The sequence below is a fragment of the Enterobacter sp. 148H3 genome, assembly GCF_034107425.1.
Taxonomy (GTDB): domain Bacteria; phylum Pseudomonadota; class Gammaproteobacteria; order Enterobacterales; family Enterobacteriaceae; genus Enterobacter; species Enterobacter vonholyi.
On sequence record NZ_JAWNEI010000009.1, the window covers coordinates 74,821 to 100,351 of the forward strand.

The 25,531-nt window shown below is 55.5% G+C and carries 27 protein-coding genes, 1 pseudogene and 1 riboswitch; of the genes and pseudogenes, 13 read left to right on the forward strand and 15 right to left on the reverse strand.

Annotated features, from left to right (window positions below):
• Positions 1–115: 115 nt before the first annotated feature.
• The 3 genes from USH94_RS14405 to USH94_RS14415 form a co-directional block, all read right to left on the reverse strand.
• Positions 116–556, reverse strand: coding sequence for a YcgN family cysteine cluster protein (locus tag USH94_RS14405; protein ID WP_111964877.1), 441 nt, complete (start codon positions 554–556; stop codon positions 116–118).
• A 93-nt stretch (positions 557–649) separates the two neighbouring features.
• On the reverse strand, positions 650–1,309 hold the full coding sequence (locus USH94_RS14410; protein ID WP_024909871.1) for a fumarylacetoacetate hydrolase family protein: 660 nt from the start codon (positions 1,307–1,309) through the stop codon (positions 650–652).
• A gap of 47 nt (positions 1,310–1,356) precedes the next feature.
• A complete protein-coding gene (locus USH94_RS14415) occupies positions 1,357–1,632 on the reverse strand; it encodes a YcgL domain-containing protein (protein WP_029742143.1) in 276 nt (91 codons plus the stop codon).
• Between the two features lie 123 nt (positions 1,633–1,755).
• Here USH94_RS14415 and minC point away from each other — a divergent pair, with 123 nt between their 5' ends.
• The 3 genes from minC to minE are packed head-to-tail and all read left to right on the forward strand — an operon-like array spanning position 1,756 to position 3,572.
• Entirely contained in the window at positions 1,756–2,463 is a 708-nt protein-coding gene (gene minC, locus USH94_RS14420) for a septum site-determining protein MinC (RefSeq protein WP_111964785.1), read from the forward strand.
• A gap of 23 nt (positions 2,464–2,486) precedes the next feature.
• Positions 2,487–3,299 carry a septum site-determining protein MinD gene (minD, locus tag USH94_RS14425; protein ID WP_023312187.1) on the forward strand — a complete coding sequence of 271 codons (813 nt, stop codon included), beginning with the start codon at positions 2,487–2,489 and terminating at the stop codon, positions 3,297–3,299.
• A gap of 3 nt (positions 3,300–3,302) precedes the next feature.
• Positions 3,303–3,572, forward strand: coding sequence for a cell division topological specificity factor MinE (minE, locus tag USH94_RS14430; protein ID WP_008500504.1), 270 nt, complete (start codon positions 3,303–3,305; stop codon positions 3,570–3,572).
• Between the two features lie 74 nt (positions 3,573–3,646).
• Here minE and rnd read toward each other — a convergent pair whose 3' ends face one another.
• From rnd to USH94_RS14455, 5 genes are all read right to left on the reverse strand, one after another.
• Positions 3,647–4,774: a ribonuclease D gene (gene rnd, locus USH94_RS14435; protein WP_111964878.1), complete on the reverse strand. Its 1,128-nt coding sequence runs from the start codon at positions 4,772–4,774 to the stop codon at positions 3,647–3,649.
• A 71-nt stretch (positions 4,775–4,845) separates the two neighbouring features.
• The gene (gene fadD, locus USH94_RS14440; protein ID WP_072253790.1) at positions 4,846–6,531 is read right to left on the reverse strand and encodes a long-chain-fatty-acid--CoA ligase FadD; all 1,686 of its coding nucleotides are present in this window, start codon (positions 6,529–6,531) and stop codon (positions 4,846–4,848) included.
• 203 nt (positions 6,532–6,734) lie between these two features.
• The gene (locus USH94_RS14445; protein ID WP_111964786.1) at positions 6,735–7,316 is read right to left on the reverse strand and encodes a Slp family lipoprotein; all 582 of its coding nucleotides are present in this window, start codon (positions 7,314–7,316) and stop codon (positions 6,735–6,737) included.
• 37 nt (positions 7,317–7,353) lie between these two features.
• A complete protein-coding gene (gene tsaB, locus USH94_RS14450) occupies positions 7,354–8,049 on the reverse strand; it encodes a tRNA (adenosine(37)-N6)-threonylcarbamoyltransferase complex dimerization subunit type 1 TsaB (RefSeq protein WP_111964787.1) in 696 nt (231 codons plus the stop codon).
• A gap of 66 nt (positions 8,050–8,115) precedes the next feature.
• Entirely contained in the window at positions 8,116–10,026 is a 1,911-nt protein-coding gene (locus USH94_RS14455) for an ATP-dependent DNA helicase (RefSeq protein ID WP_023293935.1), read from the reverse strand.
• Positions 10,027–10,159: 133 nt separating this feature from the next.
• On the opposite strand from USH94_RS14455, the gene USH94_RS14460 reads away from it, so the two are divergent.
• The gene (locus USH94_RS14460) at positions 10,160–10,504 is read left to right on the forward strand and encodes a RidA family protein (protein ID WP_008500498.1); all 345 of its coding nucleotides are present in this window, start codon (positions 10,160–10,162) and stop codon (positions 10,502–10,504) included.
• 6 nt (positions 10,505–10,510) lie between these two features.
• Here USH94_RS14460 and USH94_RS14465 read toward each other — a convergent pair whose 3' ends face one another.
• Complete coding sequence (locus tag USH94_RS14465; RefSeq protein ID WP_008500497.1) at positions 10,511–10,693, reverse strand: YoaH family protein; 183 nt, start codon at positions 10,691–10,693, stop codon at positions 10,511–10,513.
• 61 nt (positions 10,694–10,754) lie between these two features.
• Here USH94_RS14465 and pabB point away from each other — a divergent pair, with 61 nt between their 5' ends.
• The 4 genes from pabB to USH94_RS14485 all read left to right on the forward strand — a co-directional run bounded on the left by pabB (position 10,755) and on the right by USH94_RS14485 (position 15,943).
• Positions 10,755–12,080 (forward strand): aminodeoxychorismate synthase component 1, encoded by a 1,326-nt coding sequence (gene pabB / locus USH94_RS14470; protein WP_111964788.1) that lies wholly within the window; start codon positions 10,755–10,757, stop codon positions 12,078–12,080.
• Positions 12,081–12,086: 6 nt separating this feature from the next.
• A complete protein-coding gene (locus USH94_RS14475; protein WP_111964789.1) occupies positions 12,087–12,665 on the forward strand; it encodes a CoA pyrophosphatase in 579 nt (192 codons plus the stop codon).
• 184 nt (positions 12,666–12,849) lie between these two features.
• On the forward strand, positions 12,850–14,214 hold the full coding sequence (gene sdaA, locus USH94_RS14480) for an L-serine ammonia-lyase (RefSeq protein WP_023312197.1): 1,365 nt from the start codon (positions 12,850–12,852) through the stop codon (positions 14,212–14,214).
• Between the two features lie 130 nt (positions 14,215–14,344).
• The gene (locus USH94_RS14485; protein WP_111964791.1) at positions 14,345–15,943 is read left to right on the forward strand and encodes a cyclic diguanylate phosphodiesterase; all 1,599 of its coding nucleotides are present in this window, start codon (positions 14,345–14,347) and stop codon (positions 15,941–15,943) included.
• Between the two features lie 6 nt (positions 15,944–15,949).
• Here USH94_RS14485 and yoaE read toward each other — a convergent pair whose 3' ends face one another.
• Positions 15,950–17,509, reverse strand: a complete 1,560-nt coding sequence (gene yoaE, locus USH94_RS14490) for a CNNM family cation transport protein YoaE (protein ID WP_111964792.1) — start codon at positions 17,507–17,509, stop codon at positions 15,950–15,952.
• Entirely contained in the window at positions 17,497–17,706 is a 210-nt protein-coding gene (locus USH94_RS22550) for a protein YoaL (protein ID WP_072015543.1), read from the reverse strand. The genes yoaE and USH94_RS22550 overlap by 13 nt, the downstream gene beginning before the upstream one ends.
• Positions 17,707–17,972: 266 nt before the next feature.
• Here USH94_RS22550 and manX point away from each other — a divergent pair, with 266 nt between their 5' ends.
• The 5 genes from manX to mntP all read left to right on the forward strand — a co-directional run bounded on the left by manX (position 17,973) and on the right by mntP (position 22,128).
• A complete protein-coding gene (gene manX, locus USH94_RS14495; protein WP_111964793.1) occupies positions 17,973–18,938 on the forward strand; it encodes a PTS mannose transporter subunit IIAB in 966 nt (321 codons plus the stop codon).
• Positions 18,939–18,984: 46 nt separating this feature from the next.
• Complete coding sequence (gene manY / locus USH94_RS14500) at positions 18,985–19,785, forward strand: PTS mannose transporter subunit IIC (RefSeq protein WP_008500490.1); 801 nt, start codon at positions 18,985–18,987, stop codon at positions 19,783–19,785.
• Between the two features lie 12 nt (positions 19,786–19,797).
• Positions 19,798–20,649, forward strand: coding sequence for a PTS mannose transporter subunit IID (locus USH94_RS14505; protein WP_028018668.1), 852 nt, complete (start codon positions 19,798–19,800; stop codon positions 20,647–20,649).
• 55 nt (positions 20,650–20,704) lie between these two features.
• Positions 20,705–21,163, forward strand: coding sequence for a DUF986 family protein (locus USH94_RS14510; protein WP_111964794.1), 459 nt, complete (start codon positions 20,705–20,707; stop codon positions 21,161–21,163).
• Between the two features lie 198 nt (positions 21,164–21,361).
• A riboswitch (yybP-ykoY riboswitch) is annotated at positions 21,362–21,551 on the forward strand.
• Between the two features lie 10 nt (positions 21,552–21,561).
• Positions 21,562–22,128, forward strand: a complete 567-nt coding sequence (gene mntP, locus USH94_RS14515; protein WP_047074362.1) for a manganese efflux pump MntP — start codon at positions 21,562–21,564, stop codon at positions 22,126–22,128.
• Here mntP and rlmA read toward each other — a convergent pair.
• From rlmA to USH94_RS14535, 4 genes and pseudogenes are all read right to left on the reverse strand, one after another.
• Positions 22,125–22,940: a 23S rRNA (guanine(745)-N(1))-methyltransferase gene (gene rlmA, locus USH94_RS14520; protein ID WP_111964795.1), complete on the reverse strand. Its 816-nt coding sequence runs from the start codon at positions 22,938–22,940 to the stop codon at positions 22,125–22,127. The two genes, mntP and rlmA, sit on opposite strands and share 4 nt — an antisense overlap.
• Positions 22,941–23,005: 65 nt before the next feature.
• Positions 23,006–24,724: a peptidoglycan glycosyltransferase FtsI gene (gene ftsI, locus USH94_RS14525; protein ID WP_111964796.1), complete on the reverse strand. Its 1,719-nt coding sequence runs from the start codon at positions 24,722–24,724 to the stop codon at positions 23,006–23,008.
• 219 nt (positions 24,725–24,943) lie between these two features.
• Complete coding sequence (cspE, locus tag USH94_RS14530) at positions 24,944–25,153, reverse strand: transcription antiterminator/RNA stability regulator CspE (protein WP_001062678.1); 210 nt, start codon at positions 25,151–25,153, stop codon at positions 24,944–24,946.
• Positions 25,154–25,166: 13 nt separating this feature from the next.
• Positions 25,167–25,311, reverse strand: a pseudogene (locus USH94_RS14535) (DUF2627 domain-containing protein).
• Between the last annotated feature and the right edge of the window lie 220 nt (positions 25,312–25,531).

Here is a 25,531-nt window from a genome sequence, read left to right on the forward strand (position 1 = left end):
GCAACCTCGGTTGCCGTTTTTAGTGTGTGCGCCCTCTCCCGTGGGAAAGGGTTGAGATGAGGCCATCAGGCAGCACAAGCACAATAAAAAACCCGCTTCGGCGGGTTTTTTAATCTCAACGTCTCGGGTGGTTCATGATGTGATCTTCCCAGTCCCGAACCTCGGACTCTTTCACCGCAATGTGGCGCACAGAGATACGCTCGCCGTGCATCGCCGCTTTTGAACCGGTCAGTAGCGGATGCCAGTCAGGCAGACCTTTCCCTTCCGCCAGCAGGCGATACGCGCAGGTATGCGGCAGCCATTCAAACGTCGGCAGATTATCCCGGGTTAACTTAATGCAGTCCGGCTCAAATTCAAACCGGCGCTCATAGTTGCGGCACTGGCAGGTTTTAATGTTTAGCTGCTTGCAGGCAACGTTGGTGAAGTAGATTTCATCCGTATCTTCATCCATCAGCTTGTGCAGGCAGCACTGCCCGCAGCCGTCGCACAATGATTCCCATTCCGCGTCAGTCATGTCGTCGAGAGTTTTGCTTTGCCAGAAAGGGATGTCGTTCATCAGGATGTCCACACGTCAAAAGAAAGCGCACCTTATAACGAGTCTGGCACGTTGTTGCAAGTTTTGCCGCCCTCTTCAGGCGGCAAGATGGGATTACAGCACGCGGGTTTTCAGCGACAGGCCGTTAAAACCGACCTCCAGTTCATCACCGCTCACGAGCGGGCCAACGCCTTCCGGCGTGCCGGTCAGGATCACATCGCCTGGTTTAAGGGTAAAGAAGCGGCTCATGTAGGCGATCAGCGGCACAATCTTATGGATCATGTCTGCCGTGGTGCCCTGCTGGCGGATCTCGCCGTTAACCTTCAGGCTGAGCGGGGTATCCTGCGGATCGCCGGTAAATTCGCTCACCGGCACAAACGCCGAGATCGGGCAGGAATTATCAAACCCTTTGGCTTTTTCCCACGGCTGCCCTGCTTTCTTCATTTTGCCCTGCACGTCACGCAGGGTCAGATCCAGCGCCACGCCGTATCCGGCAATCGCTTTCTGAACATGTTCTTCTGAGGCCTGGCGAAGCGTTGCACCAATCAGCACCGCGAGTTCCACTTCGTGATGCACCGAGCCGAGCCCCTGCGGCAGCGCCAGCGGCTGGCGGATATCGCAAAGCGCCGTTTCAGGCTTAATAAACAGAACCGGCTCTTCTGGCGTCGCGCTGCCCATCTCCTGAATATGTTTTGCATAGTTGCTGCCTACGCAAACCACTTTGCTGACGGGATAATCCAGTAATGCACCTTGCCAGTTATGATGTTGATACATGGTCGACCCCTAAACGGTTGATGTGTTGTGCGCAAAAACAGTTGAGGCTATTTTTTACCGTTCGCCTCAAGATGCTGTTTTAATAAATTCTCGGGTGGCGGTGGAAGCTGTAAATAATAGCCCTGCTCGGCTAAGGCCGTTTTCACTTTATCCAGATCGGCATTAATCAGTTTCTTACGACCATCAAGCGGCAGCAGCATAGCCAGCTGTGGTCGGCCAAAGTTCTTCATTAATTCTTCAGGCACGCGTGAAAAATCGTCTTTCTTTTCGACATAAAGATAGGTCTGGTCACGGCTTGTACTTCTGTAGATCACACAAAACATGTTTTTACTCTGAATTAATGGGTGGTTGCTTGCCTCAATATACTCCTGACTATAACATGCCTGATACTCTTCGGAATATCGCAGCGAGTGGTTGCGGTTAATAGCAAATTGAGTAAGGCCAGGATGTCAAACACGCCCATCGAGCTTAAAGGCAGTAGCTTCACCTTATCAGTGGTACATTTGCATGATGCAAAACCCGAGGTTATTCGTCAGGCGTTAGAAGACAAAATCGCCCAGGCTCCCGCCTTTCTGAAACACGCCCCTGTTGTTATCAACGTCAGCGGTCTTGAGGCGCCGGTTAACTGGAAACTTCTCCAGCAGGCCGTCTCCTCCACCGGACTGCGTATCGTGGGCATCAGCGGCTGCAAAGATTCTGAGCTGAAAGCGGAAATTGAGCGTGCGGGGCTGCCCCTTCTGAATGAGGGCAAAGAAAAAGCCTCGCGTGCGGCACCCGTTGCCGTCGAAACGCCCCCTCCTGCGGTGCAAAACGTTACTACCGTCACAAAAACGCGAATGATTGATGTGCCGGTTCGTTCCGGTCAGCGCATTTATGCACCAAACTGTGATCTGATTGTTACAAGCCACGTCAGTGCTGGCGCTGAGCTGATTGCAGATGGCAATATTCACGTATACGGTATGATGCGTGGACGTGCGCTCGCAGGTGCAAGTGGCGATCGAGATGCGCAAATATTTTGTACTCACCTGACGGCGGAACTGGTGTCCATCGCAGGTGAATATTGGCTGAGCGACAAGATCCCAGCCGAATTTTATGGCAAAGCGGCTCGCCTGCTTCTGGCAGACGACGCGTTGACCGTTCAACCGTTGAATTGATCCCTTTTTAACAAGGAATTTCTATGGCACGCATTATTGTTGTTACTTCGGGTAAAGGAGGCGTTGGCAAGACCACCTCCAGCGCGGCCATCGCTACTGGTTTGGCCCAGAAGGGAAAGAAAACCATCGTTATCGACTTCGATATCGGTCTGCGTAACCTCGACCTCATCATGGGATGTGAGCGTCGCGTCGTGTATGACTTCGTGAACGTCATTCAGGGCGATGCCACGCTGAACCAGGCGATGATTAAAGACAAGCGCACCGAGAACCTCTACATTCTCCCGGCATCTCAGACTCGTGACAAAGACGCCCTGACCCGTGAAGGGGTGGAAAAGGTGCTCGACGATCTGAAAAAAATGGATTTCGACTTCATCGTCTGCGACTCCCCTGCCGGCATCGAAACCGGTGCCCTGATGGCGCTCTACTTCGCTGATGAAGCGATCATCACCACCAACCCTGAAGTTTCATCCGTGCGTGACTCAGACCGCATTCTGGGGATCCTCGCCTCTAAATCCCGTCGTGCGGAAAATGGCGAAGACCCGATTAAAGAACACCTGCTGCTCACCCGCTACAATCCGGGCCGCGTGAACAAAGGTGACATGCTGAGCATGGAAGACGTGCTTGAGATCCTGCGCATTAAGCTGGTCGGCGTTATCCCGGAAGATCAGTCCGTGTTACGCGCCTCTAACCAGGGCGAGCCAGTGATCCTTGATACAATGGCAGATGCAGGTAAAGCTTACGCCGATACCGTTGACCGTCTGCTGGGAGAAGAACGTCCTTTCCGCTTCATTGAAGAAGAGAAGAAAGGTTTCCTCAAACGCCTGTTCGGAGGATAAGTTATGGCATTACTGGACTTTTTTCTCTCGCGGAAAAAGAACACCGCCAACATCGCAAAAGAACGTCTGCAAATTATCGTTGCGGAGCGTCGTCGTAGCGACGCCGAGCCTCATTACCTGCCGCAGCTGCGCAAGGACATCCTGGAAGTGATCTGTAAGTACGTGCAGATTGACCCGGAGATGGTGACGGTGCAGTTGGAACAAAAAGACGGGGATATTTCGATTCTGGAGCTGAACGTGACGCTCCCGGAAGCGGAAGAGTCGCGTCCGTAGGTTTGTGATTTCATAGCCCCGGTAAGCGCAGCGCCACCGGGGGAATATGCCGGGTTTATCACCCGGCATATTTTTTATCGCGGATAGCCTTCCAGCAGCGAATTCAGGCGATCGGCCATCAATTCCCCGCGCCATCCCGCCATCATTTCCGGCACGCCATTCTGCGGCTTCAGCTTCCAGTGCCAGTTCAGCAGCTGGTTAATCTGACGACGTGAGGCGAGCAGTTCCGCGCTCAGTTTGCTTTCGGTTGCAACTGCCTGCACCAGCGCTTTGATGTCCTTGAAAGCCTTGCGATAGCCCGGCATGTCCATCAGGTTCAGCAGCGGTTCCGGCAGCGCATCTTCCGGCAGCTCCTGCGCTTTTGCGACCAGCGCCAGCAGGGTTTTACCGTGGAAACGGATCTCGCTGCCCGAAAGCCCAATGCTGTCAAGCTCGCCGAGGCTGCCCGGCATATAGCGCGCCACCGCCCAGAGATGCTCTTCACGGACGACGAAGTTAACGGCCAGGTCGCGCTCGCGCGCTTTACGCAAGCGCCAGTCTGCCAGCAGCTGCAGGCATGCCAGCTGACGCGTTCGCAGCTGCCAGGCGTTGCTGATGTCGCGCCATGCCTCTTTCGGATCCACCACTTCCTGACGGCGCTGCTGGGTCATTCGGCACTCGTCCAGCGCAGCAGCGAGCCATCCGGAGGCTTCCGCCTCTTTCATCAGCTGTCCGGCGATCGGCAGCAGGTAAAACACGTCTGCCGCCGCATATTCCAGCTGGCGTGCGGTTAGCGGACGCGCCAGCCAGTCGGTGCGGGATTCACTCTTATCCAGCGTCAGGCCCGTATACTCCTCCACCATGGCGGCAAAACCCCACGACAGCGGACGACCGCTGAACGCCGCGAGGATCTGCGTATCAATCAGCGGCTGAGGCATGATGCCAAAGGTGTTCAGAAAGACTTCCAGATCTTCACTGCCCGCGTGCAGGTATTTCGTCACGGCGGTATCGAGCAGCAGGTCACGCATCGGCGTCCAGTCGGTAATGCCGAGAGGGTCGATCAGCGACACGTGTTTACCGTCGTACATCTGAATCAAACCCAGCTGCGGATAATAGGTTCGGGTACGGACAAACTCGGTATCCAGGGCAATGGCAGGAAAGTCGCGCGTCACTTCGCACAGCGAAGCCAGCTCGTCGTTGGTCGTGATCATCTGGTAATTCAAATCGGATTCTCTTTTGTTTGCGCCCATAAAAAACGCCGGCTTAACCGGCGTCTGGACGATTAACGTGAAGCTCAGGCCTTATTGTCTACTTTGGCACGGGCTTCGTCACGTAATTCTCGTCGTAATATCTTCCCGACGTTGGATTTCGGCAGCTCGTCGCGGAATTCCACCAGCTTCGGCACTTTATAGCCCGTCAGCTGACGACGACAAAACGTTATCAGCGCTTCCTCGGTGAGAGAAGGATCTTTCTTGACCACAAATATCTTCACCGCTTCACCGCTGCTGCCGGAAGGCACCCCTACTGCTGCCACTTCGAGTACGCCGCTGTGCTGCATAACCACGTCTTCGATCTCATTAGGATAGACGTTGAAGCCGGAGACCAGAATCATATCTTTCTTGCGATCGACAATACGCAGGAAGCCTTCCTCATCCATCACCGCGATGTCACCGGTATGCAGCCAGCCGTCTTTGATGATTTCGTCGGTCGCGTCGGGACGCTGCCAGTAGCCCAGCATCACCTGCGGACCTTTAACGCACAGCTCACCCGGCTCACCCGGCGCGACTTCGTTATCGTTATCATCGACCAGTTTGGCCTCTGTGGAAGGAACCGGCAGACCAATGCTTCCGCTGTGATAGTCGATATCATGCGGGTTGACGCTGACCAGCGGCGCGCATTCCGTCAGGCCATAGCCCTCCAGCAGATACTGACCGGTGAGCTTCACCCAGCGCTCGGCAACCGCCTGCTGGACCGGCATGCCGCCGCCCGCAGAGAGGTGCAGCGTGGAGAAATCCAGCTGCTGAAACTCTTTGTTATTAAGCAGCGCGTTGAACAGGGTATTTACCCCGGTCATGGCGGTGAACGGGTATTTTGCCAGCTCTTTCACCAGCCCCGGTATATCGCGCGGGTTGGTGATCAGCACGTTCTGACCGCCCAGCTCAATAAACAGCAGGCAGTTCATGGTCAGTGCGAAAATGTGGTACAGCGGCAGCGCCGTAATGACCAGTTCTTTGCCGGGATGCAGCAGCGGCCCGTAGGTTGCGTTGACCTGCTCAAGGTTCGCCAGCATGTTGCGGTGGGTCAGCATTGCGCCTTTCGCCACGCCGGTGGTACCGCCGGTATACTGCAGGAAGGCGAGATCTTCTGAGACCACTTCCGGCTTGACGTACTGCATACGATAGCCCGCATGCAGCGCCCTGCGGAAGGAGATAGCGTCCGGCAGGTGATATTTTGGCACCAGACGCTTGACGTATTTGACGACAAAGTTAACCAGCGTGCCTTTGGCGGTGGAGAGTTGATCCCCCATGCGCGTCAGGATGACGTGTTTCACCTGGGTTTTGTCGACCACTTTTTCCAGCGTATGGGCAAAGTTGGACACAATGACAATCGCAACCGCGCCGCTGTCGTTCAGCTGATGCTCAAGCTCGCGCGGGGTGTACAGCGGGTTGACGTTGACGACAATCATCCCGGCTCGCAGGATACCGAACAACGCCACCGGGTATTGCAGCAGGTTTGGCATCATCAGCGCGACGCGGTCCCCTTTTTGCAGCCCCAGCCCTTCCTGAAGATACGCCGCAAACGCCCGGCTACGCTCTTCAAGCTTACGGAACGTCATGACCTCGCCCATATTCACGAATGCGGGCTGGTCCGCGTAGCGCCTTACCGAGTGCTCAAATAATTCCACCAGGGATTGATAACGGTCAGGATTGATCTCAGCAGGAACATCTGCGGGATAACGGTTAAGCCAAACCTTCTTCAATGCATCACCTCTGAAATGAGTGTTCGTCGTCATCACAACCCCGATAATAAACAGTTTGTTAACATTATATTAACTCAGCGTACCAGTTTATTAATTGTTCAGATTTAAGGTTGCGAAGCGCGTCACTCTTTTTTTTCGTTTTATCCGTAAAAAAACAGAGACAGCGGCTGAGCCGCTGTCTCTTTTCTAGCAATAACAGTAAGTTACTCAGTAACGATCGTCTGTACCTGTGCAGGTCCCGGGTTATACCAACCCCAGCCCGGGTAGCCGTAACGATAAGGATGCGGACCCCACATCCACGGATCGATCGGCTGAGGCGGCATGATCACCTGCTGTGCTAACCGCCAGCGCTTATACCCGTTGACCTGCATGGTCATAAATTTATACGGCGTGCTGCCGATTTTACCCTGCACGGCGCCGGTAATCGGCCCGACGACGGTGACCAGCTGTCCGCGAAAATCGACAGGATCGAGGAAACCACTCACGTCCGCGTAGATACGCCCGCGAGAGGCCTCACCCAGTACAGGCCGCGCGCCGCTGTCCAGCGGAACGGTTGCGATCTCGAGGCGGGTTTTCCCCTGCTGGTTTTGTACGTCTATCACCTTACCGCCAAAGCGCGCTTCCTGGCCGACGTACAGCTCAGGGGCATTCATCACCCGAACCAGATCCTGCTGTGGCGTCGGGCTGGTGCCCTTAATCGCATCAGGAACGGAAACGCATCCGCTCAGTGCTATGGCAACTGCGCCTGCCATAATAAGGCGTACTACTTTAGTCTGGACCGCCATGATGCGACTCCTTTTTCTCAGTTCCTGTTACTGAGATTCACTCGCGGCCCGGAAGTTTCTTCCACGCAACGGTGTTTCGCAAATAAACCGGCTCCGCGTGTTCAACGGCCACGGTTTTGCCTGCTGCGAGCAGCTGGCTGGCAATCGGAAGCATATCTTCCGCAGCAGGCAGCAGCATGTTGCCGTCCACCAGCGTCACCCCGGTGTCGTTCGCCATCTCTGGCCACGCCGGCCAGCCGGTGCCGACGGTTGCCCACTCGCCTGACAGCTGCTTCAGTCGTTCAGTGACCGCTTCCGGCTTAAGCACGGCTTCCGTCTCTTCACCGTGCCACACGCCCTGCTCGTCGCGGGTGTATTCGGCCCAGTAAACTTCACCCATGCGGGCATCAATCGCGGCCAGAACGCGCGTTGCCCCGGTCATGCGCCATGCGCCCTGCGCCATGGTGGCGAGGGTAGAGACGCCGATCATCGGCAGTTCGGCGCCCAGCGCCAGGCCCTGCGCAATGCCAATCCCGATACGTACGCCCGTAAAGCTTCCGGGGCCGCGGCCAAAGGCCAGCGCGTCGAGGTCGGTTAAGGAGGTGTTGCCCTGGGTTAAAATGGCTTTTACCAGGGGCAGAATGCGTTGGGTGTGTTCCCGGGGGCACTCTTCGAAATGAGCAGAAACAGCACCGTCGTTCAACAGAGCGACAGAGCAAGCCTCTGTCGCGGTATCAATAGCCAGAATTCGCATCAGTCGTCGCGCTCTCGCAAGGGTCAGTCACAAAATGGCGCGCATCTTAGCATACTCCGGGGTAAATTACTCCGCCGTTGGGTTTGCCAGGAAACGCACCGCGCGTTTTATGTCCCGCGTCCGCGGCGCGGGCGGCAGGCTTGCAAGGAAGGTTGCCCCGTAAGGACGCATCACCAGCCGGTTATCGCAAATGACCAGCACGCCCCGATCGGTGACGTCACGGATTAGGCGCCCTACCCCTTGCTTAAGGGTAATGACCGCATCCGGGAGCTGAACCTCATCAAACGGATCGCCGCCGCGCAGGCGGCAGTCCTCCATCCTCGCCTTGAGCAGCGGATCGTCCGGGGAGGTAAACGGAAGCTTATCAATGATCACCAGCGAGAGCGTATCGCCGCGCACGTCCACCCCTTCCCAGAAGCTGCTGGTGGCTACCAGCAGGGCATTTCCGGCGCTGACAAACTGCTGGAGCAGCTGGCCTTTGCTGGTTTCGCCCTGCAGCAGCACCGGCAGCGTCATGGTGGCGCGGAACTGCTCGGCGAGGTCGCGCATCATAGCGTGAGAGGTGCAGAGCATAAAACAGCGGCCGTTGTTGGCCTCGATCATCGGTTTTAACATCGCGGCCAGATGGCGCGCCGCACCCGGCTGGTTCGGCAGCGGCAGATTGCGGGGAACGCAGAGCAGCGCCTGCTTCTCGTAATCGAACGGGCTGGGCAGGAGCAAGGATTCCGCCTGCTCAATGCCCAGACGTTCCGTGAAGTGATGCAGATCGTCATTCACCGACAGGGTTGCCGAGGTGAAGATCCAGCTTCCCGGCTTTTGCGCCATCACCTCTTTAAATTTATCCGCCACCGTCAGCGGCGTGAGCGCCAGCGTGAAATGCCGCGAAGTGCATTCGTACCAGTAGCTGTACCCTGGCTGATTGATCTCTTTGAGCCGTTTGAGCCGCCCGCGATACAGCGTGGCGCGCTCAAAGGCCGCGTCCAGCAGGGCGGAACGACCAAGCGACAGTTTCGCCACGTCGTAGCAGAGTTCAAGGGCGTCATCGAGCAGCAGCAGCGCGCGCTGGATATTTTTGTCCGCCAGCAGCTCGCGCAGGTTGCCGCGATAGCCCGGCTCGCCGAGCTGTAAACGGAAATCCTGCGCGCTTTGCGCCAGACGGTCAGCGCACTTCTGCAGCTGCTGGGTATCTTTAAGTTCGGTCCGGTAGGCAATGGTGAAATCTTTCGCCAAATCCTGCAGCTGGCGGCTGGAAAGCGACTGACCAAAGTACTGGCTGGCGATATCCGGCAGCTGGTGGGCTTCGTCGAAGATCATCACGTCCGCCTCCGGAATCAGCTCACCAAAGCCGCTGTCCTTTACCACCATATCCGCGAGGAACAGATGGTGGTTCACCACCACGACATCCGCATCCATCGCCGTTTTGCGCGCTTTCACTACAAAGCAGTCTTTATACAGCGGACAGTCGCTGCCGAGGCAGTTGTCGTTAGTGCTGGTCACCAGCGGCCAGGCAGGTGAGTCTTCCGGCACGCTCGCGCAGGTGCTGATATCGCCCTCTTCCGTCTGGTTCGCCCAGGCGCGAAGGATAATGACGTCGCTGAGGGTTTGCACCGGCAGGTCGCCGCCCGCCAGCGCCTGCTGCTCAAGGCGTTCCAGGCAGAGATAGTTGGATCGCCCCTTCAGCAGGGCCAGACGGCCTTTGTATTTCAGCGCCTTGGCCACCGTGGGCAAATCGCGGCTGTAGAGCTGATCCTGCAGCGCCTTCGATCCGGTGGAAATGATCACCTTCTTTTTGGCCCGCAGCGCTGGCGCAAGGTAAGCATACGTTTTACCCGTGCCGGTTCCGGCTTCGACCACCAGCGGCTGAGCCTTATCGATGGCGCGTGCAACGGCGTGCGCCATCTGGCGCTGAGGTTCACGGGGTTTGAAGCCGGGAATAGCCTGCGCTAATTGACCTTCAGGGGAAAAATCGTCTGCCACGGTGCTCTCTCACTGTATTTTTGCACAGGGATTATGTCAGCCCATCCTCTCCTGTGCCACCCCAAATAGTGACGACACGAGAACAATATGGCAGTCTTGCCGCCTGACGACGAAAAATAACGAGGAAACGTTTATGACAATTGTGCGCATTGATGCCGAAGCCCGCTGGTCTGATGTGGTTATCCATAACCAGACGCTCTACTACACCGGCGTACCGGCTAACCTGGATGCGGATGCGTTCGAGCAAACGGCTAACACTCTGGCGCAGATTGATGCGGTGCTGGAAAAACAGGGCAGCGACAAATCCCGCATTCTGGATGCGACGATTTTCCTGGCAAACAAAGATGATTTCGCGGCAATGAATAAAGCCTGGGATGCGTGGGTTGTGGCGGGTCACGCGCCTGTACGCTGCACCGTACAGGCCACGCTGATGAAGCCGGAATACAAGGTAGAGATTAAGATTATCGCGGCGGTTTAAGCCCGATTACTCTTCATCTTCATCCTCGAAACGCGCCACGATCCGCTCGCCGGTATGCGTGGCGCGCAGTTCTTCCGCCACCTGGGAAATCGCCTGTCCGCTGCTCATCCCCTGGGACATCAGTTCCTGAATTCGCTCAACCGCTTTCTGCTGCTGTTCATGGCTCAGAGAAGGTAAACCTGCAAACATCGTCAACTCCTGCTAAATTATTCGCGCTAATTATTTCACGCTGCCCGGTAGTATGCCACACATGAACATGCGCTTCCCCACTGTTATTACCCTGCCCTGGCGAACAGACGCCGCTGAATACTGGTTTGCCCGCCTGAGCCATCTTCCGTTTGCGATGCTGCTGCACTCCGGTCATGCGGACCACCCCTACAGCCGCTTCGACATTCTGGTGGCCGATCCGCTAAAGACGCTGACAACCGATGACCTGTCCTTAACTGGCGATCCGCTGGCGCGGCTTCAGCAAGCCATTAACGCGCTGGGCTTATCAGCCGCGCCGAACCCGGACTTCCCTTTTCAGGGAGGCGCGCTGGGCCTGTTTGGCTACGATCTGGGTCGCCGTTTCGAAGCGCTGCCCGAGCATGCGCAGGCTGATATTTCCCTGCCCGACATGGCCGTGGGGCTGTACGACTGGGCGTTAATTGTCGATCACCAGAAAAAAACGGTTTCCCTGCTGAGCCATCATGACGTGAAGGCGCGTCTGGCGTGGCTTGAATCGCAGCAGCCTGCACCGGCACAGACGTTCACATTGACCTCCGGCTGGCGCTCAAATATGAGTGCCGCGGAGTATGCCGAAAAATTCGCTCGCGTTCAGGCGTACCTGCAAAGCGGTGACTGCTATCAGGTTAACCTCGCCCAGCGTTTCCAGGCGACCTATGAGGGGGACGAGTGGCAGGCGTTTACCCGTCTTAACGCCAGCAATAAGGCGCCGTTTAGCGCGTTTGTGCGTCTGGAACAGGGTGCAATACTCAGTCTTTCACCCGAGCGATTTATTCATCTGGCCGAGGGCACGATTCAAACCCGTCCTATTAAAGGCACCTTGCCGCGTCTTGCCGATCCCGACGCCGATCGCCAGCAGGCGGAAAAACTTGCCGCCTCGCCGAAAGACCGCGCCGAGAACCTGATGATTGTGGATCTGATGCGTAACGACATCGGCCGTGTCGCCGAACCGGGCAGCGTGCGCGTGCCGGAACTGTTTGTCGTCGAGCCTTTCCCGGCAGTGCATCATCTGGTCAGCACCATAACCGCGCGTCTTCCCGCCTCTCGCACCGCCTGCGATCTGCTCCGCGCCGCGTTTCCGGGCGGCTCCATCACCGGCGCGCCCAAAATTCGCGCCATGGAAATCATCGACGAACTGGAACCGCACCGCCGCAACGCCTGGTGCGGCAGCATCGGCTATATCAGCTTGTGCGGCACCATGGATACCAGCATCACCATTCGCACGCTGACCGCCTGCAGCGGAAATCTCTACTGTTCGGCCGGGGGCGGTATTGTTGCCGACAGCCAGGTCGACGCGGAATATCAGGAAACCTTTGATAAAGTTAACCGTATCCTGAAACAACTGGAGTAATCACGGGTGGAAAAAGAGAACCTGACGCTGGATGATTTTTTATCTCGCTTTCAGCTACTAAGACCGCAGGTCAACCGCGAGGCGCTGAATCAGCGTCAGGCGGCCGTGCTGATCCCGGTCGTACGTCGCGCGCAACCGGGCCTGCTGCTCACCCAGCGTTCTCCCCATTTACGCAAGCACGCGGGTCAGGTCGCCTTTCCTGGCGGCGCAGTAGACAGCTCCGACGCCTCGCTGATTGCCGCCGCGCTGCGGGAAGCGCAGGAAGAAGTTGCCATTCCGCCTGAGACGGTGGAGGTCATTGGCGTGTTGCCGCCCGTAGATAGCGTCACCGGTTTTCAGGTCACGCCGGTGGTAGGTATTATCCCGCCGGACCTGCAGTATCACGCCAGCGTCGATGAAGTCTCTGCAGTGTTTGAAATGCCGCTTGAAGAGGCGCTCCGGCTAAGCCGTTATCATCCGCTGGATATTCATCGACGAGGGCATGACCATCGGGTCTGGTTGTCCTGGTATCAGCATTATTTTGTCTGGGGCATGACGGCGGGCATTATTCGTGAACTGGCGTTGCAAATCGGCCTGAAGCCTTGACTATACTTTACATTCCATCCTTTTTCGCAGGTTTGCGATCCGCGTCGCGCTATTAGCAAAACCCATCGTCAACCATTAGTTTAATTCATGTGAATAGTTAAGCCGAGGTCGGTGTTCCCTCTTACACTATGCGCAGTTATAACATCGTTACTGGAACCCCGGTAACCCTGTCAGGAGTGTGAAAGTGATTAGTATATTCGACATGTTCAAAGTGGGAATTGGCCCTTCGTCTTCCCATACTGTTGGCCCGATGAAGGCCGGTAAACAGTTCGTCGATGATCTGGTCGAAAAAGGATTACTGGAAAGCGTTACCCGTGTCGCCGTGGATGTTTACGGCTCGCTGTCATTAACGGGTAAAGGCCACCACACCGATATCGCCATTATTATGGGTCTGGCAGGCAATATGCCGGATACCGTTGATATTGATGCCATCCCGGCATTCATCCGCGACGTGGAAACACGCGGCCGCCTGCTGCTGGCAAACGGCCAGCAGGAAGTCGATTTCCCGCAGGATGACGGCATGCGTTTCCGTAGCGACAACCTGCCGCTGCATGAAAACGGCATGACCATTCACGCTTACAGCGGTGAAAAAGAGATTTACAGCAAAACGTACTACTCCATCGGCGGTGGCTTCATCGTAGATGAAGAGCATTTTGGCAAAGATAGCGTCGGCGACGTCAGCGTACCGTACCCGTTCAAATCGGCTACCGAGATGCTGGGCTACTGCAAAGAGACCGGTCTTTCACTGTCCGGCATGGTGATGCAGAACGAACTGGCCCTGCACAGCAAGAAAGAGATTGAAGACTATTTTGCCAACGTCTGGCAAACCATGCGCGCCTGTATCGACCGCGGGATGAACACCGAAGGCGTTCTGCCGGGTCCACTGCGCGTGCCGCGTCGTGCCTCCGCCCTGCGCCGTATGCTGGTGACCACGGACAAGTTTTCCAATGACCCGATGAACGTGGTCGACTGGGTAAACATGTTTGCCCTGGCGGTTAACGAAGAAAACGCCGCCGGTGGACGCGTCGTGACGGCGCCAACTAACGGCGCGTGCGGTATCGTTCCGGCAGTGCTGGCGTATTACGATCACTTTATTGAGCCCGTGACGCCTGATATCTACATCCGCTATTTCCTGGCGGCAGGTGCAATCGGTGCGCTGTACAAAATGAATGCATCCATCTCCGGTGCTGAAGTAGGCTGTCAGGGTGAAGTCGGCGTGGCCTGCTCCATGGCGGCGGCGGGTCTGGCAGAGCTGCTGGGCGCAAGCCCTGAGCAGGTCTGCGTGGCGGCTGAAATCGGTATGGAGCATAACCTCGGTCTGACCTGCGATCCGGTCGCGGGCCAGGTGCAGGTGCCGTGCATCGAGCGTAACGCAATTGCTTCCGTGAAAGCCATTAACGCCTCACGCATGGCGATGCGCCGTACCAGCGAACCTCGCGTATCGCTGGATAAGGTGATTGAAACCATGTACGAAACCGGTAAAGACATGAACGCGAAATACCGCGAGACGTCCCGTGGTGGCCTGGCCATTAAGGTGCAGTGCGACTAATACTGCCTTTCGCCCATCTGCAACGGATGGGCGAATTTCCCTCTTCTTCCTCGTCTCCTTCAGCTTTCCCCACTACACTTTCACTGTTGCGTCCGGCTTTTGTGGCTGGTGGCTTATCAGGCGACCGTTCATGCAAACTGCACAAACGATCATTAAAAACTATCGCCGAAAACGCGTTATCGTCTGTGTCACGGTTGCGCTCCTCACGCTCATCCTGACGTTAGGCATTCGCTTTATTTCGCAGCGCAATGTTAACCAACAGCGGATCCTCGATTTTACCAGCCACACCGTTCGCGCCCTTGATAACGTCCTGCTTTCTTTAGAGAACCGCCGCAGCGTGCTGCAGCCCCTGGTGGGGCAGCCCTGCCCGCAGGCGCACCTCGCGCTGCGAAAGCAGGCAGCCATTTTGCAGACGGTACGCTCCATCGCCCTGATTAAAGACGGTATTCTGTACTGCTCGAGTATTTTCGGCAGCCGCAATGTGCCCGTTCGCGACTTCCTGAAAGAATTACCCGCCAGCACAGCGAAGCTGATTTTATCGAGCGACCAGTGGCTGCTTAAGGGTAGCCCGATATTGATCCAGTGGTATCCTGTTTCTCAGGACGGTGAAGCAGGCGTCATCGAGATCATTAATATCGACCTGATCGCCAAAATGATTCTGGAGCCCCAGCGCCCGCTCATCAATGACGTGGCGCTGACCGTAGGCGATCGCTTTCTGCGCTATGGACAACGCGTCAGCGACAGCCTGACGTTTGATAAGGAAGGCTCGCTTTTCCAGCAATCATCAACCCGAAATCCTTTCACCATTACGGTCAGCGGGCCAGGCCCTGGAGAGTTAGCCTTAAAAAGCCTGCCAGCCCAGCTGCCTCTCGGGCTTATGCTGAGCCTGCTGCTGGGCTATCTCGCCTGGCTGGCAACGGCAAACCGGATGAGCTTCACGTGGGAGATCGATATGGGGATTGCGGGGCGGGAATTTGAGCTTTTCTGCCAGCCGCTGGTGAATGCCCGTACCCAGGCGTGCACTGGCGTGGAGATCCTGCTGCGCTGGAATAATCCGCGTCAGGGATGGATCTCTCCGGAAGTGTTTATTCCTCTGGCAGAAGAACATAACCTGATTGTCCCCCTGACCCGCTATGTGATCGCCGAAACGGTGCGTCAGATAGGCTACTTTCCCGCCAGCGCCGGTTTTCACATCGGCATTAACGTCGCTGCCAGCCATTTCCGTAACGCGGTGTTGATACAGGACCTGAACCGTCTATGGTTCAGCGCCAGTCCGCGCCAGAAGCTGGTGATTGAGCTAACGGAACGGGATGCGCTGCTGGATGCGGATTATCGCATCGTGCGCGAACTGCATCGCAAAGGGGTGAAGCTCGCTATCGACGATTTTGGCACCGGTAACAGCTCTCTCTCCTGGCTTGAAAAGCTGCATCCTGACGTGCTGAAAATTGACCAGTCCTTCACCACAGCCATTGGTACAGACGCCGTGAATTCAACGGTGACGGATATGATTATTGCGCTGGGCCAGCGGCTGAATATTGAACTGGTTGCTGAAGGGGTCGAGACAGAGGAGCAGGCGCGCTATTTGCGTCGCCATGGCGTGCCTGTTCTGCAGGGCTTTTTCTATGCGCGGCCTATGCCGCTACGGGATTTTCCTAAGTGGCTGGCGGGAAGCGCGTCCCCGCCAGCGCATCATAACGGGCACATCGTGCCCTTAATGCCGCTGCGCTAAGCCGGCTTACTCATCTTCGTCGTGGGCAGATTGTTCTTTAACAATGCGCACCATATCAACGCGATAGTCGTTGGCTTCAACGATCGTAATGTGCAGCGGCGAAAGCTCGATCACATCTCCGACGCGCGGGATTTGCCCGTTAACCGCGATAACCAGACCGGCAACGGTCGCGATGTCTTCTTCATCGTTGATGACGTTTTCCAGCCCCAGCGTATGCGAGAGCGCGTGCAGGTCGGTGGTACCTTTAACCAGCCAGCCTTCACCGTCGGCAACGATCTCTGGCGTTTCGTCTTCATCCGGGAATTCACCGGCAATCGCTTCCAGCACGTCCAGCGGCGTGACCAGCCCCTGCACCACGCCAAACTCGTTGGTGACGATAACAAAGCTACCGCGAGCGCGGCGCAGCACCCCGAGAAGGTTGATCGGATCCAGCGTTTCCGGTACGACAATCGCAGGCGATGCGGCAGCAACGGCTTCCACGTTGACGCCCTCTTCCAGGGCAACCAGCATCTCTTTCGCCCGCACGACGCCGATGATCTCATCCAGCTCACCGCGACAAACCGGGAACAGGCTGTGCGGTGAAGAGAGCAGCTGCTGGCGAATTTCATCCACGCTCAGGTTAGCATCGACCCAGCTGATTTCACCGCGCGGCGTCATGATGCCGCGCAGCGAACGGGAGGCCAGAGAGAGCACGCCGTTAATCATGTAGCGTTCCTGTTCCACAAACGCCCCTTCAGGCACCGGAACCGGGTTGTGGTTTTCGGAATCAGACTGAACGTTCACCTGACGACGACCGCCCATCAGGCGCAGAATGGCATCTGCGGTACGGGCGCGCAGCGGCTGATTTGACTGCTGCTTAATAAAGTTACGACGCGCAATCTGGTTGAACAGCTCGATCAGGATCGAGAATCCAATCGCGGCGTACAGGTAGCCTTTTGGAATATGGAAGCCAAAACCTTCCGCCACCAGGCTCAGGCCGATCATCAGCAGGAAGCTCAGACACAGCACGACCACCGTCGGATGCTGGTTCACGAAGCGCGTCAGAGGCTTTGAGGCCAGCAGCATGACCGCCATTGCAATAACGACAGCCGCCATCATTACCGGCAGATGGTTCACCATGCCGACCGCCGTGATCACCGCATCCAGCGAGAAGACGGCATCAAGCACCACAATCTGCAGCACCACCACCCAGAAGCTGGCATAGCCTTTACCGTGCCCATCATCGTGCTGACGGTTTTCCAGCCGCTCGTGTAGCTCCGTCGTCGCTTTGAAAAGCAGGAATATCCCCCCGATCAGCATGATTAAATCACGCCCTGAGAAGGTGTAATCCATGACGGAGAACAGCGGTTTGGTCAACGTGACCATCCAGGAGATGACGGAGAGCAGTCCCAGTCGCATGACCAGCGCCAGCGAGAGACCAATCAGACGCGCTTTATCACGCTGTTTTGGCGGCAGTTTGTCCGCAAGGATGGCGATAAACACCAGGTTATCAATGCCGAGAACAATCTCGAGCACTACCAGCGTGAGCAATCCCACCCAGATTGACGGGTCCATTAAGAATTCCATGACAAGCTCCTGCTAAAGGAATGACGAAACGGTGCCCCACTCAACGTGGGCAAAACAGAGGTAGACAGAGTCGATACGTGGCGAGGATCGCCGGTGAATAAGGCGCGAAATGGCCTGGCAGATGACTGACGTCGGTGACGGTCCATATAGTGGGCTGTAGCCCTATACTCCTGAACAATTAAACGGAGGCTAAACATATCAGAGACAATGTGTTTTTAGCAAAGATTTACGTTCCTTTGCAAAGTTCTGTAACACAGCGGCTTTACTCTACGGATAAATCTCTAACGCGAGGCTAAATTACGGATCTTCATCACATAAATTATTTTTTCACTATCTAAAATAATTCGCGGAAGTCTTAGTTTTTTTGAACTCTAACCCTTATCTGAATCGATTCGGTTCGCCAATACGATTCTCAGTACGGCTGCATGGCAGGCGTATTAATGATAATAAAAGGAGGTAGCAAGTGACCATTGCTATTGTCATAGGCACACATGGTTGGGCTGCTGAGCAGCTACTCAAAACGGCAGAGATGCTGTTGGGCGAGCAGGAAAACGTCGGCTGGATCGATTTCGTTCCCGGTGAAAACGCCGAGACGCTGATAGAGAAATACAACGCTCAACTCGCGAAGCTGGATACCAGCAAAGGCGTGCTGTTTCTCGTTGATACATGGGGCGGCAGCCCGTTCAATGCCGCCAGCCGCATTGTCGTCGATAAAGAGCATTATGAAGTCGTCGCCGGGGTTAACATCCCCATGCTGGTGGAAACCTTTATGGCGCGCGACGATAACCCAGGCTTCGATGAGCTGGTGGCGCTGGCCGTTGAAACCGGTCGCGAAGGGGTAAAAGCCCTGAAAGCACAGCCGGTTGAAAAACCTGCCCCTGCGCCTGCTGCGGCACCAAAAGCAGCTGCACCGGCAAAACCAATGGGCCCGAACGATTACATGGTGATCGGCCTTGCGCGTATTGATGACCGCTTAATCCACGGTCAGGTTGCCACGCGCTGGACCAAAGAGACCAACGTTCGACGCATCATCGTGGTCAGCGACGAAGTGGCCGCTGATACCGTACGTAAAACCCTTCTGACTCAGGTTGCTCCTCCTGGCGTTACCGCGCACGTCGTGGATGTCGCCAAGATGATTCGCGTTTACAACAACCCGAAATATGCGGGCGAACGCGTGATGCTCCTGTTCACTAACCCGACAGACGTTGAGCGCATTGTTGAAGGCGGCGTGAAAATCACCTCCGTGAACATTGGTGGTATGGCATTCCGTCAGGGCAAAACGCAGGTCAACAACGCCATTTCAGTCGATGCGAAAGATATCGAGGCATTCAACAAGCTGAATGCGCGCGGTATTGAACTGGAAGCCCGTAAGGTTTCCACGGACCAGAAACTGAAAATGATGGATCTGATCGGCAAAGTTGGGAAATAAGCCCCCGCCGGTTCTCATATAAAGTTTATGTAATAGGAGAAGTGCAATGGAGATTACCACTCTTCAGATTGTGCTGGTGTTCGTGGTCGCATGTATTGCGGGTATGGAATCCGTACTTGATGAATTTCAGTTCCACCGTCCTCTGGTGGCCTGTACGCTGATTGGGGCCGTTCTGGGTGACATGAAAACCGGTATCATCATCGGTGGTACCCTGGAAATGATCGCCCTGGGCTGGATGAACATCGGCGCGGCGGTTGCGCCCGATGCCGCACTGGCCTCTATCATTTCGACCGTTCTGGTTATTGCCGGTCACCAGAGTATCGGTGCCGGTATCGCCCTGGCGATCCCGCTGGCAGCAGCAGGCCAGGTTCTGACTATCATCGTTCGTACTATCACCGTTGCCTTCCAGCACGCGGCGGATAAGGCGGCCGAAAACGGCAACCTCACGGCACTGTCGTGGATCCACGTTTCATCCCTGTTCCTGCAGGCGATGCGTATCGCGATCCCGGCGGTTATCGTGGCGATCTCTGTCGGTACCAGCGAAGTGCAGAGCATGCTGAACGCCATTCCTGAAGTGGTCACCGGCGGTCTGAATATCGCGGGCGGTATGATCGTGGTCGTCGGTTATGCGATGGTCATCAATATGATGCGCGCAGGCTACCTGATGCCGTTCTTCTACCTCGGCTTCGTGACCGCTGCCTTCACCAACTTCAACCTGGTTGCACTGGGTGTTATTGGTGCGGTAATGGCAATTCTCTACATCCAGCTCAGCCCGAAATATAACCGCGTCGCGGGTGCCCCAGCGCAGGCTGCTGGTAACAACGATCTCGATAACGAACTGGACTAACAGGTGAGCGAAATGGTTGATATGACAAAAACTACCACCGAGAAAAAACTCACTCCGGGTGATATTCGTGGCGTGTTCATCCGTTCTAACCTGTTTCAGGGTTCATGGAACTTCGAACGTATGCAGGCGCTCGGCTTCTGCTTCTCCATGGTTCCGGCGATCAAACGCCTGTATCCGGAAAACAACGAAGCGCGCCGTCAGGCGATCAAGCGTCACCTGGAATTCTTTAACACTCATCCTTACGTTGCGGCTCCGGTTCTGGGCGTAACGCTGGCGATGGAAGAACAGCGTGCAAACGGCGCAGAGATCGACGATGGTGCCATCAACGGTATTAAAGTCGGCCTGATGGGTCCGCTGGCCGGTGTCGGTGACCCTATCTTCTGGGGTACCGTGCGTCCGGTCTTCGCAGCGCTGGGGGCAGGTATCGCGATGAGCGGCAGCCTGCTTGGCCCACTGCTGTTCTTCATCCTGTTTAACGCCGTGCGTCTGCTGACCCGTTACTACGGCGTGGCCTACGGCTACCGTAAAGGGGTGGACATCGTTAAGGACATGGGCGGCGGCTTCCTGCAGAAACTGACTGAGGGGGCGTCAATCCTCGGCCTGTTTGTCATGGGAGCACTGGTTAACAAGTGGACGCACGTGAACATCCCGCTGGTGGTATCGACCATCACCGGTCAGGATGGTCAGACCCGCGTCACCACCGTGCAGACGATTCTGGATCAGCTGATGCCGGGCCTGGTGCCGCTGCTGTTGACCTTCGCCTGCATGTGGCTGCTGCGTAAGAAAGTGAACCCGCTGTGGATTATCGTTGGCTTCTTCATCATCGGTATCGCGGGCTACGCTGTCGGCCTGCTGGGTCTCTAAGTTTCAACGCTATAGGCCGGGGGCTTGCCCCCGGTTTTTTTTATCTGGAGGATGAATGACTGTCACGGACATCGTACTGGTTCTATTTATTGCTGCCCTTCTGGCTTACGCGATCTATGACGAGTTCATCATGCCGCGCCGTCACGGCGAGACGCTGCTCTCCCTTCCCCTTCTGCGACGCGGGCGCGTGGATGCGTTTATCTTCGCGGGTCTCATCGTTATTCTTATTTACAATAACGTCACCAGCCATGGTGCAATATTAACCACATGGTTATTATGTGCGCTGGCATTAATGGCTGTTTATCTGTTCTGGATCCGTACGCCGAAAATCATTTTTAAATCACGCGGATTTTTCTTCGCCAATGTATGGATAGAATATAACCGTATTAAAGAGATGAATTTATCCGAAGACGGCGTGCTGGTGATGCAATTAGAACAACGCCGCCTGCTTATTCGGGTGAAGAATATTGACGACCTGGAAAAGATATACAATTTACTCCTTAAAACTCAATAGATTAACTATATAGCAACGGCTATATTCTGCGTTTGTCTTGCGCAAGAAATATAGCCGTTGCTATATCCCATTCGTTAATTTGATCTCTATTTGTTAACGATAGCTTCTCGCTTAAAGACAAATGAAAATCGTTATCAACAAACGTTTTTAATAATGCCTCCTCATTGTTGTTTTATATTCTCAAAATATGTTAAGGTTGCGCCCGTCGTTGGGGAGTAGCCGATTTCCTGTTCACAGGAAATGTACGTGTCAACATACTCGTTGAAAAACGTGGCGCGTACGGATCGCTTACTGCACATCTTATGTGCGTTGCGATCAGGCGAGACCATAGATACATCAACTGCTGTTTACTGGGGGCAGTGATGTGTCATATGGATATCCCCGGTCTGGACGCTGTTATGAATATCTCCGCTACGATCCTCCTCGCTTTTGGCATGTCCATGGACGCATTTGCTGCATCCATCGGAAAAGGCGCCACGCTTCATAAACCTAAATTCTCAGAAGCACTGCGTACCGGCCTGATTTTCGGTGCTATCGAAACGCTGACCCCGCTTATCGGCTGGGGACTTGGCATGCTCGCCAGCCAGTTCGTGCTGGAGTGGAACCACTGGATTGCCTTCGTCCTGCTGGTGTTCCTCGGTGGCCGGATGGTGATAGAAGGTTTTCGCGGCGGTGATGATGAAGACGAGGAGCCGCTGCACCGCCACGGGTTCTGGCTGCTGGTCACCACGGCAATTGCCACCAGCCTTGATGCGATGGCTGTCGGCGTCGGTCTGGCATTCCTGCAGGTCAATATTATCGCCACAGCGCTGGCTATTGGCTGTGCAACCCTGATCATGTCCACGCTGGGCATGATGGTCGGACGGTTTATCGGCCCGCTGTTGGGTAAACGCGCCGAGATCCTGGGCGGGATTGTGCTAATTGGCATTGGTGCCCAGATCCTCTGGGCACACTTCGCCGGTTAATCTTCGCGCTGCCAGACGTGGATGCTGAAATCCGTCTGGCAGTGAAATATTGAATGTGCAGCTAACGTTTCCCATACTTCCGGTTTTGCCCGCCATGCGAACGGCGTCATCTGCAGCAACGCGGTGGCCTCTTCCCCTGTGAGCGACATATCATACGCCACGGTTTGCTCCTGCTTCAGGCTAAAACCGGCCAGCTGTTCAGAATGAGGGGCATGCAGACGTACTTCGTCGTAGATCAGACCTTTCAGCTCCATCAGATGACGCGGGCCCGGCGTCACGGTGATCACCCATCCGCCCGGTTTCACCACGCGAGCCAGTTCTTCCGCTTTGCAGGGCGCGTAAATGCGGATAACAGCGTCCATTCTGGCATCGTCAAACGGCAGCCGGTGGCTCGATGCCACGCAGAACATCACGTCCGCGTAACGCTTTGCCGCCGCACGAATGGCCACTTTCGACACGTCCAGACCGAATGTGTTTGCCCCCTTCTCACGGGCAACCTCTGCAAATCGTGCGGTGTAGTACCCTTCCCCACAGCCAATATCCAGCATGGCGGTGGCTGAAGCAGGCAAGATGTCATTCACCATATGCGCGACTGCCTCCCGCAGCGGCAGATAGTGCCCGGCATCAAGAAACGCGCGACGCGCCTGCATCATCTCTGCACTGTCGCCTGGATCGCGGGAACGCTTATGCTGCACCGGCAGAAGATTCACATAGCCTTCTTTTGCCATATCAAACTGATGCCCCTGCGGACAGGTATAACTTTTATCTGAGTGCGTCAGGGGCGCGTGGCAAAGAGGACAGCTGAAGGACATGGTGACTCCGGAGCATAATCAAAGGGCGAAGTGTACCGCTATTCGCCCTGGTTATAAACGCCCGGTTAACGCATAACGATCAGGTGATCGGAACCCGCCGGTAGCCCGTCAGGTTTCACATTTTCCAGACGCAGCACGTTACCCATAATTTCACTGAAGACAGGCGCGGAGACGGCCCCGCCGTAGTAGGCGCCATTTTGCGGATCGTTAATGACCACCACCAGGGCAAATCGCGGATCGCTGGCAGGCGCAACGCCGGCAGTATAGGCGACGTATTTATCGACGTACTTCCCGCTATCGTCAATTTTCTTCGCCGTACCGGTTTTCACCGCCACCCGGTAATCACGAACGGCCGCCTTCACGCCCCCGCCGCCGGGCAGCGCGACGCTCTCCATCATGTGCTCCACCTCGTGCGCAATCTCTTCCGGCATGACGCGGTGCCCGATAACGGGTGGATCGATACGCGTAATCGAAAGAGGTCGCTCGAGCCCGAAGCCGCCAATCGTGGCGTAGACGTGAGCCAGCTGGAGCGGCGTTACCATCAGCCCGTAGCCGAAGGCAAAGGTCGCCCGGTCGAGCTGACTCCAGTATTTACGCTGGGGCAGTAGCCCCGCGCTCTCCCCCGTTAAGCCAAGCCCCGTATTCGTACCAAAACCAAAGTTTCGATAGGTATCAATAAGATGCTGGACAGGCATCGCCAGCGAAAGTCGGGACACGCCGGTGTCGCTCGATTTTTGCAGGATCCCGGTCATCGTCAGTTCAGGATAATAGCCCACATCGCGGATACGATGCCCGTCCAGGGTATACGGATGAGTGTCAATCACGCTGTCGGGCTGAACCAGACCCTGCTGCAGGGCCGTCATCAGTACCAGCGGCTTGACGGTCGAACCGGGCTCGAACGTGTCGCTGATCGCGCGGTTGCGAAAATCATTTATCGTCGCACCTTCCCGATTATTGGGATTGAAATCTGGATAGCTCGCCATCGCGAGTATTTCCCCGGTTGGGATATTGATGAGTACCGATGCTCCCGACTCGGCCTTGTTCCAGGCCACGGCATTATCGAGCGCATCTTCAGTAATGGTCTGCAGCCGCTCGTCAATACTCAACTGAATGTTATGCGCTGGCGAGGGTGCCACTTCCGTCAGGTTTTCAACCACGCGACCGTAGCGGTCTTCCCTTACCTGCCGAACTCCGGCCTTGCCGATCAGCTGCGCGTTAAAGCTTTTTTCCACGCCTTCAATGCCCTGCCCGTCAATATTGGTGAAGCCAATCAGGTTCGCTGCCACATGGCCTGCAGGATAAAAACGGCGGGATTCATCACGTAAATTGATGCCGGGCAGATTCAGCTTATCGATCCACTTTGCCTGTGCGGGATCGACCTGGCGGGCAAGATAAATAAAACGCCCCTGCGGGTTGGCGTTAATTCGCGCCGAGAGTGTGCCCAGGGAGAGATGCAGCGCATTTGCCAACGCCTGCCAGCGTTCATCAACGCCAACTCCCCCTTTTGCCAGCACCGTTTTAGGATCGGCCCAGACGGCCCGGACGGGCACGCTCACCGCCAGGGGTCGACCTGCGCGATCCATTATCATGCCGCGCGGCGCATCAATCGTCAGCTGGCGGAGGGATCGCATATCTTCCTGCTTTACCAGATTGTCAGGCTTGATGATTTGCAGCCAGGCAACACGGCCCAGCAAAAAAGCCAGACTACAAAAAATCGCTAAGCAGAGCAGCGCAAAACGCGCCGGCGTGAAATTGCCAGCGGTCGTTATCAATTTCTTCTTCACCTGAACCCCAGGACTGTAAAACAACGCCCTGATTTAACGGGAAAAGATGCGTTTAGGGTGGCAAAACAGTGCTACTAACCTCGCATCTTTGCAACAAGTTACTAACAAGACCGCGAATGGTAATATTTTGAAAGATAAGGGACATAAAAAAGCCCCGCGGTATGCGAGGCTTTATGTCTGAGAGTGAAGTGCTAAGCGCTTCAGTCAGCAGCGGTTCGATCAGATAGCAGTTACGTTAACTGCAGCTGGGCCTTTCTGGCCGTCCTGAATTTCGAACTCAACGTTCTGGCCTTCAGCCAGAGTTTTGAAGCCGTTACCCTGGATTGCAGAGAAGTGTACGAACACGTCTTTGCTGCCGTCAGCAGGAGTAATGAAACCAAAACCTTTAGACTCGTTGAACCACTTAACTTGACCTTTAATCTTTGCCATTTTGCAAAATTCCTTAGAGTGTTTTCTTAGCCCGCAGGCATTAACTGAGATAAAACTGAGACATTACTGCATGAGGCACTAATATAAGGTTCGGCAGAGAAGCGGTATTCAACGACAACGTGTTTACTCAGGACTTCTTTACTGAAAATGCCACACATAAACAGAACTGTACCTCGTTTGACCCAAAACGTGTTATCACACACTATGTTTAATATGGCAAGCCATTTTTAAACATGTCTCGATCCGCCGCACAAATTCGAACAGTGCCTGTCAGGTTTTGCACAATTATGCGCATCACGTACAGACAGCCCTGCTGCGTAACAAAGACCCAGCATTGCTTGCACAACCGCTGTAATCTAAGACTTTTTTAACATAGCT

Excerpts from the sequence above, each read along its gene's own strand:
- USH94_RS14405 (WP_111964877.1), bottom strand. The coding sequence starts at position 556 with ATGAACGACATCCCTTTCTGGCAAAGCAAAACTCTCGACGACATGACT.
- USH94_RS14410 (WP_024909871.1), bottom strand. The coding sequence starts at position 1,309 with ATGTATCAACATCATAACTGGCAAGGTGCATTACTGGATTATCCCGTC.
- USH94_RS14415 (WP_029742143.1), bottom strand. The coding sequence starts at position 1,632 with ATGTTTTGTGTGATCTACAGAAGTACAAGCCGTGACCAGACCTATCTT.
- minC (WP_111964785.1), top strand. The coding sequence starts at position 1,756 with ATGTCAAACACGCCCATCGAGCTTAAAGGCAGTAGCTTCACCTTATCA.
- minD (WP_023312187.1), top strand. The coding sequence starts at position 2,487 with ATGGCACGCATTATTGTTGTTACTTCGGGTAAAGGAGGCGTTGGCAAG.
- minE (WP_008500504.1), top strand. The coding sequence starts at position 3,303 with ATGGCATTACTGGACTTTTTTCTCTCGCGGAAAAAGAACACCGCCAAC.
- USH94_RS14445 (WP_111964786.1), bottom strand. The coding sequence starts at position 7,316 with ATGGCGGTCCAGACTAAAGTAGTACGCCTTATTATGGCAGGCGCAGTT.
- tsaB (WP_111964787.1), bottom strand. The coding sequence starts at position 8,049 with ATGCGAATTCTGGCTATTGATACCGCGACAGAGGCTTGCTCTGTCGCT.
- USH94_RS14460 (WP_008500498.1), top strand. The coding sequence starts at position 10,160 with ATGACAATTGTGCGCATTGATGCCGAAGCCCGCTGGTCTGATGTGGTT.
- USH94_RS14465 (WP_008500497.1), bottom strand. The coding sequence starts at position 10,693 with ATGTTTGCAGGTTTACCTTCTCTGAGCCATGAACAGCAGCAGAAAGCG.
- pabB (WP_111964788.1), top strand. The coding sequence starts at position 10,755 with ATGAACATGCGCTTCCCCACTGTTATTACCCTGCCCTGGCGAACAGAC.
- USH94_RS14485 (WP_111964791.1), top strand. The coding sequence starts at position 14,345 with ATGCAAACTGCACAAACGATCATTAAAAACTATCGCCGAAAACGCGTT.
- yoaE (WP_111964792.1), bottom strand. The coding sequence starts at position 17,509 with ATGGAATTCTTAATGGACCCGTCAATCTGGGTGGGATTGCTCACGCTG.
- USH94_RS22550 (WP_072015543.1), bottom strand. The coding sequence starts at position 17,706 with ATGTTTAGCCTCCGTTTAATTGTTCAGGAGTATAGGGCTACAGCCCAC.
- manY (WP_008500490.1), top strand. The coding sequence starts at position 18,985 with ATGGAGATTACCACTCTTCAGATTGTGCTGGTGTTCGTGGTCGCATGT.
- USH94_RS14505 (WP_028018668.1), top strand. The coding sequence starts at position 19,798 with ATGGTTGATATGACAAAAACTACCACCGAGAAAAAACTCACTCCGGGT.
- USH94_RS14510 (WP_111964794.1), top strand. The coding sequence starts at position 20,705 with ATGACTGTCACGGACATCGTACTGGTTCTATTTATTGCTGCCCTTCTG.
- mntP (WP_047074362.1), top strand. The coding sequence starts at position 21,562 with ATGAATATCTCCGCTACGATCCTCCTCGCTTTTGGCATGTCCATGGAC.
- rlmA (WP_111964795.1), bottom strand. The coding sequence starts at position 22,940 with ATGTCCTTCAGCTGTCCTCTTTGCCACGCGCCCCTGACGCACTCAGAT.
- cspE (WP_001062678.1), bottom strand. The coding sequence starts at position 25,153 with ATGGCAAAGATTAAAGGTCAAGTTAAGTGGTTCAACGAGTCTAAAGGT.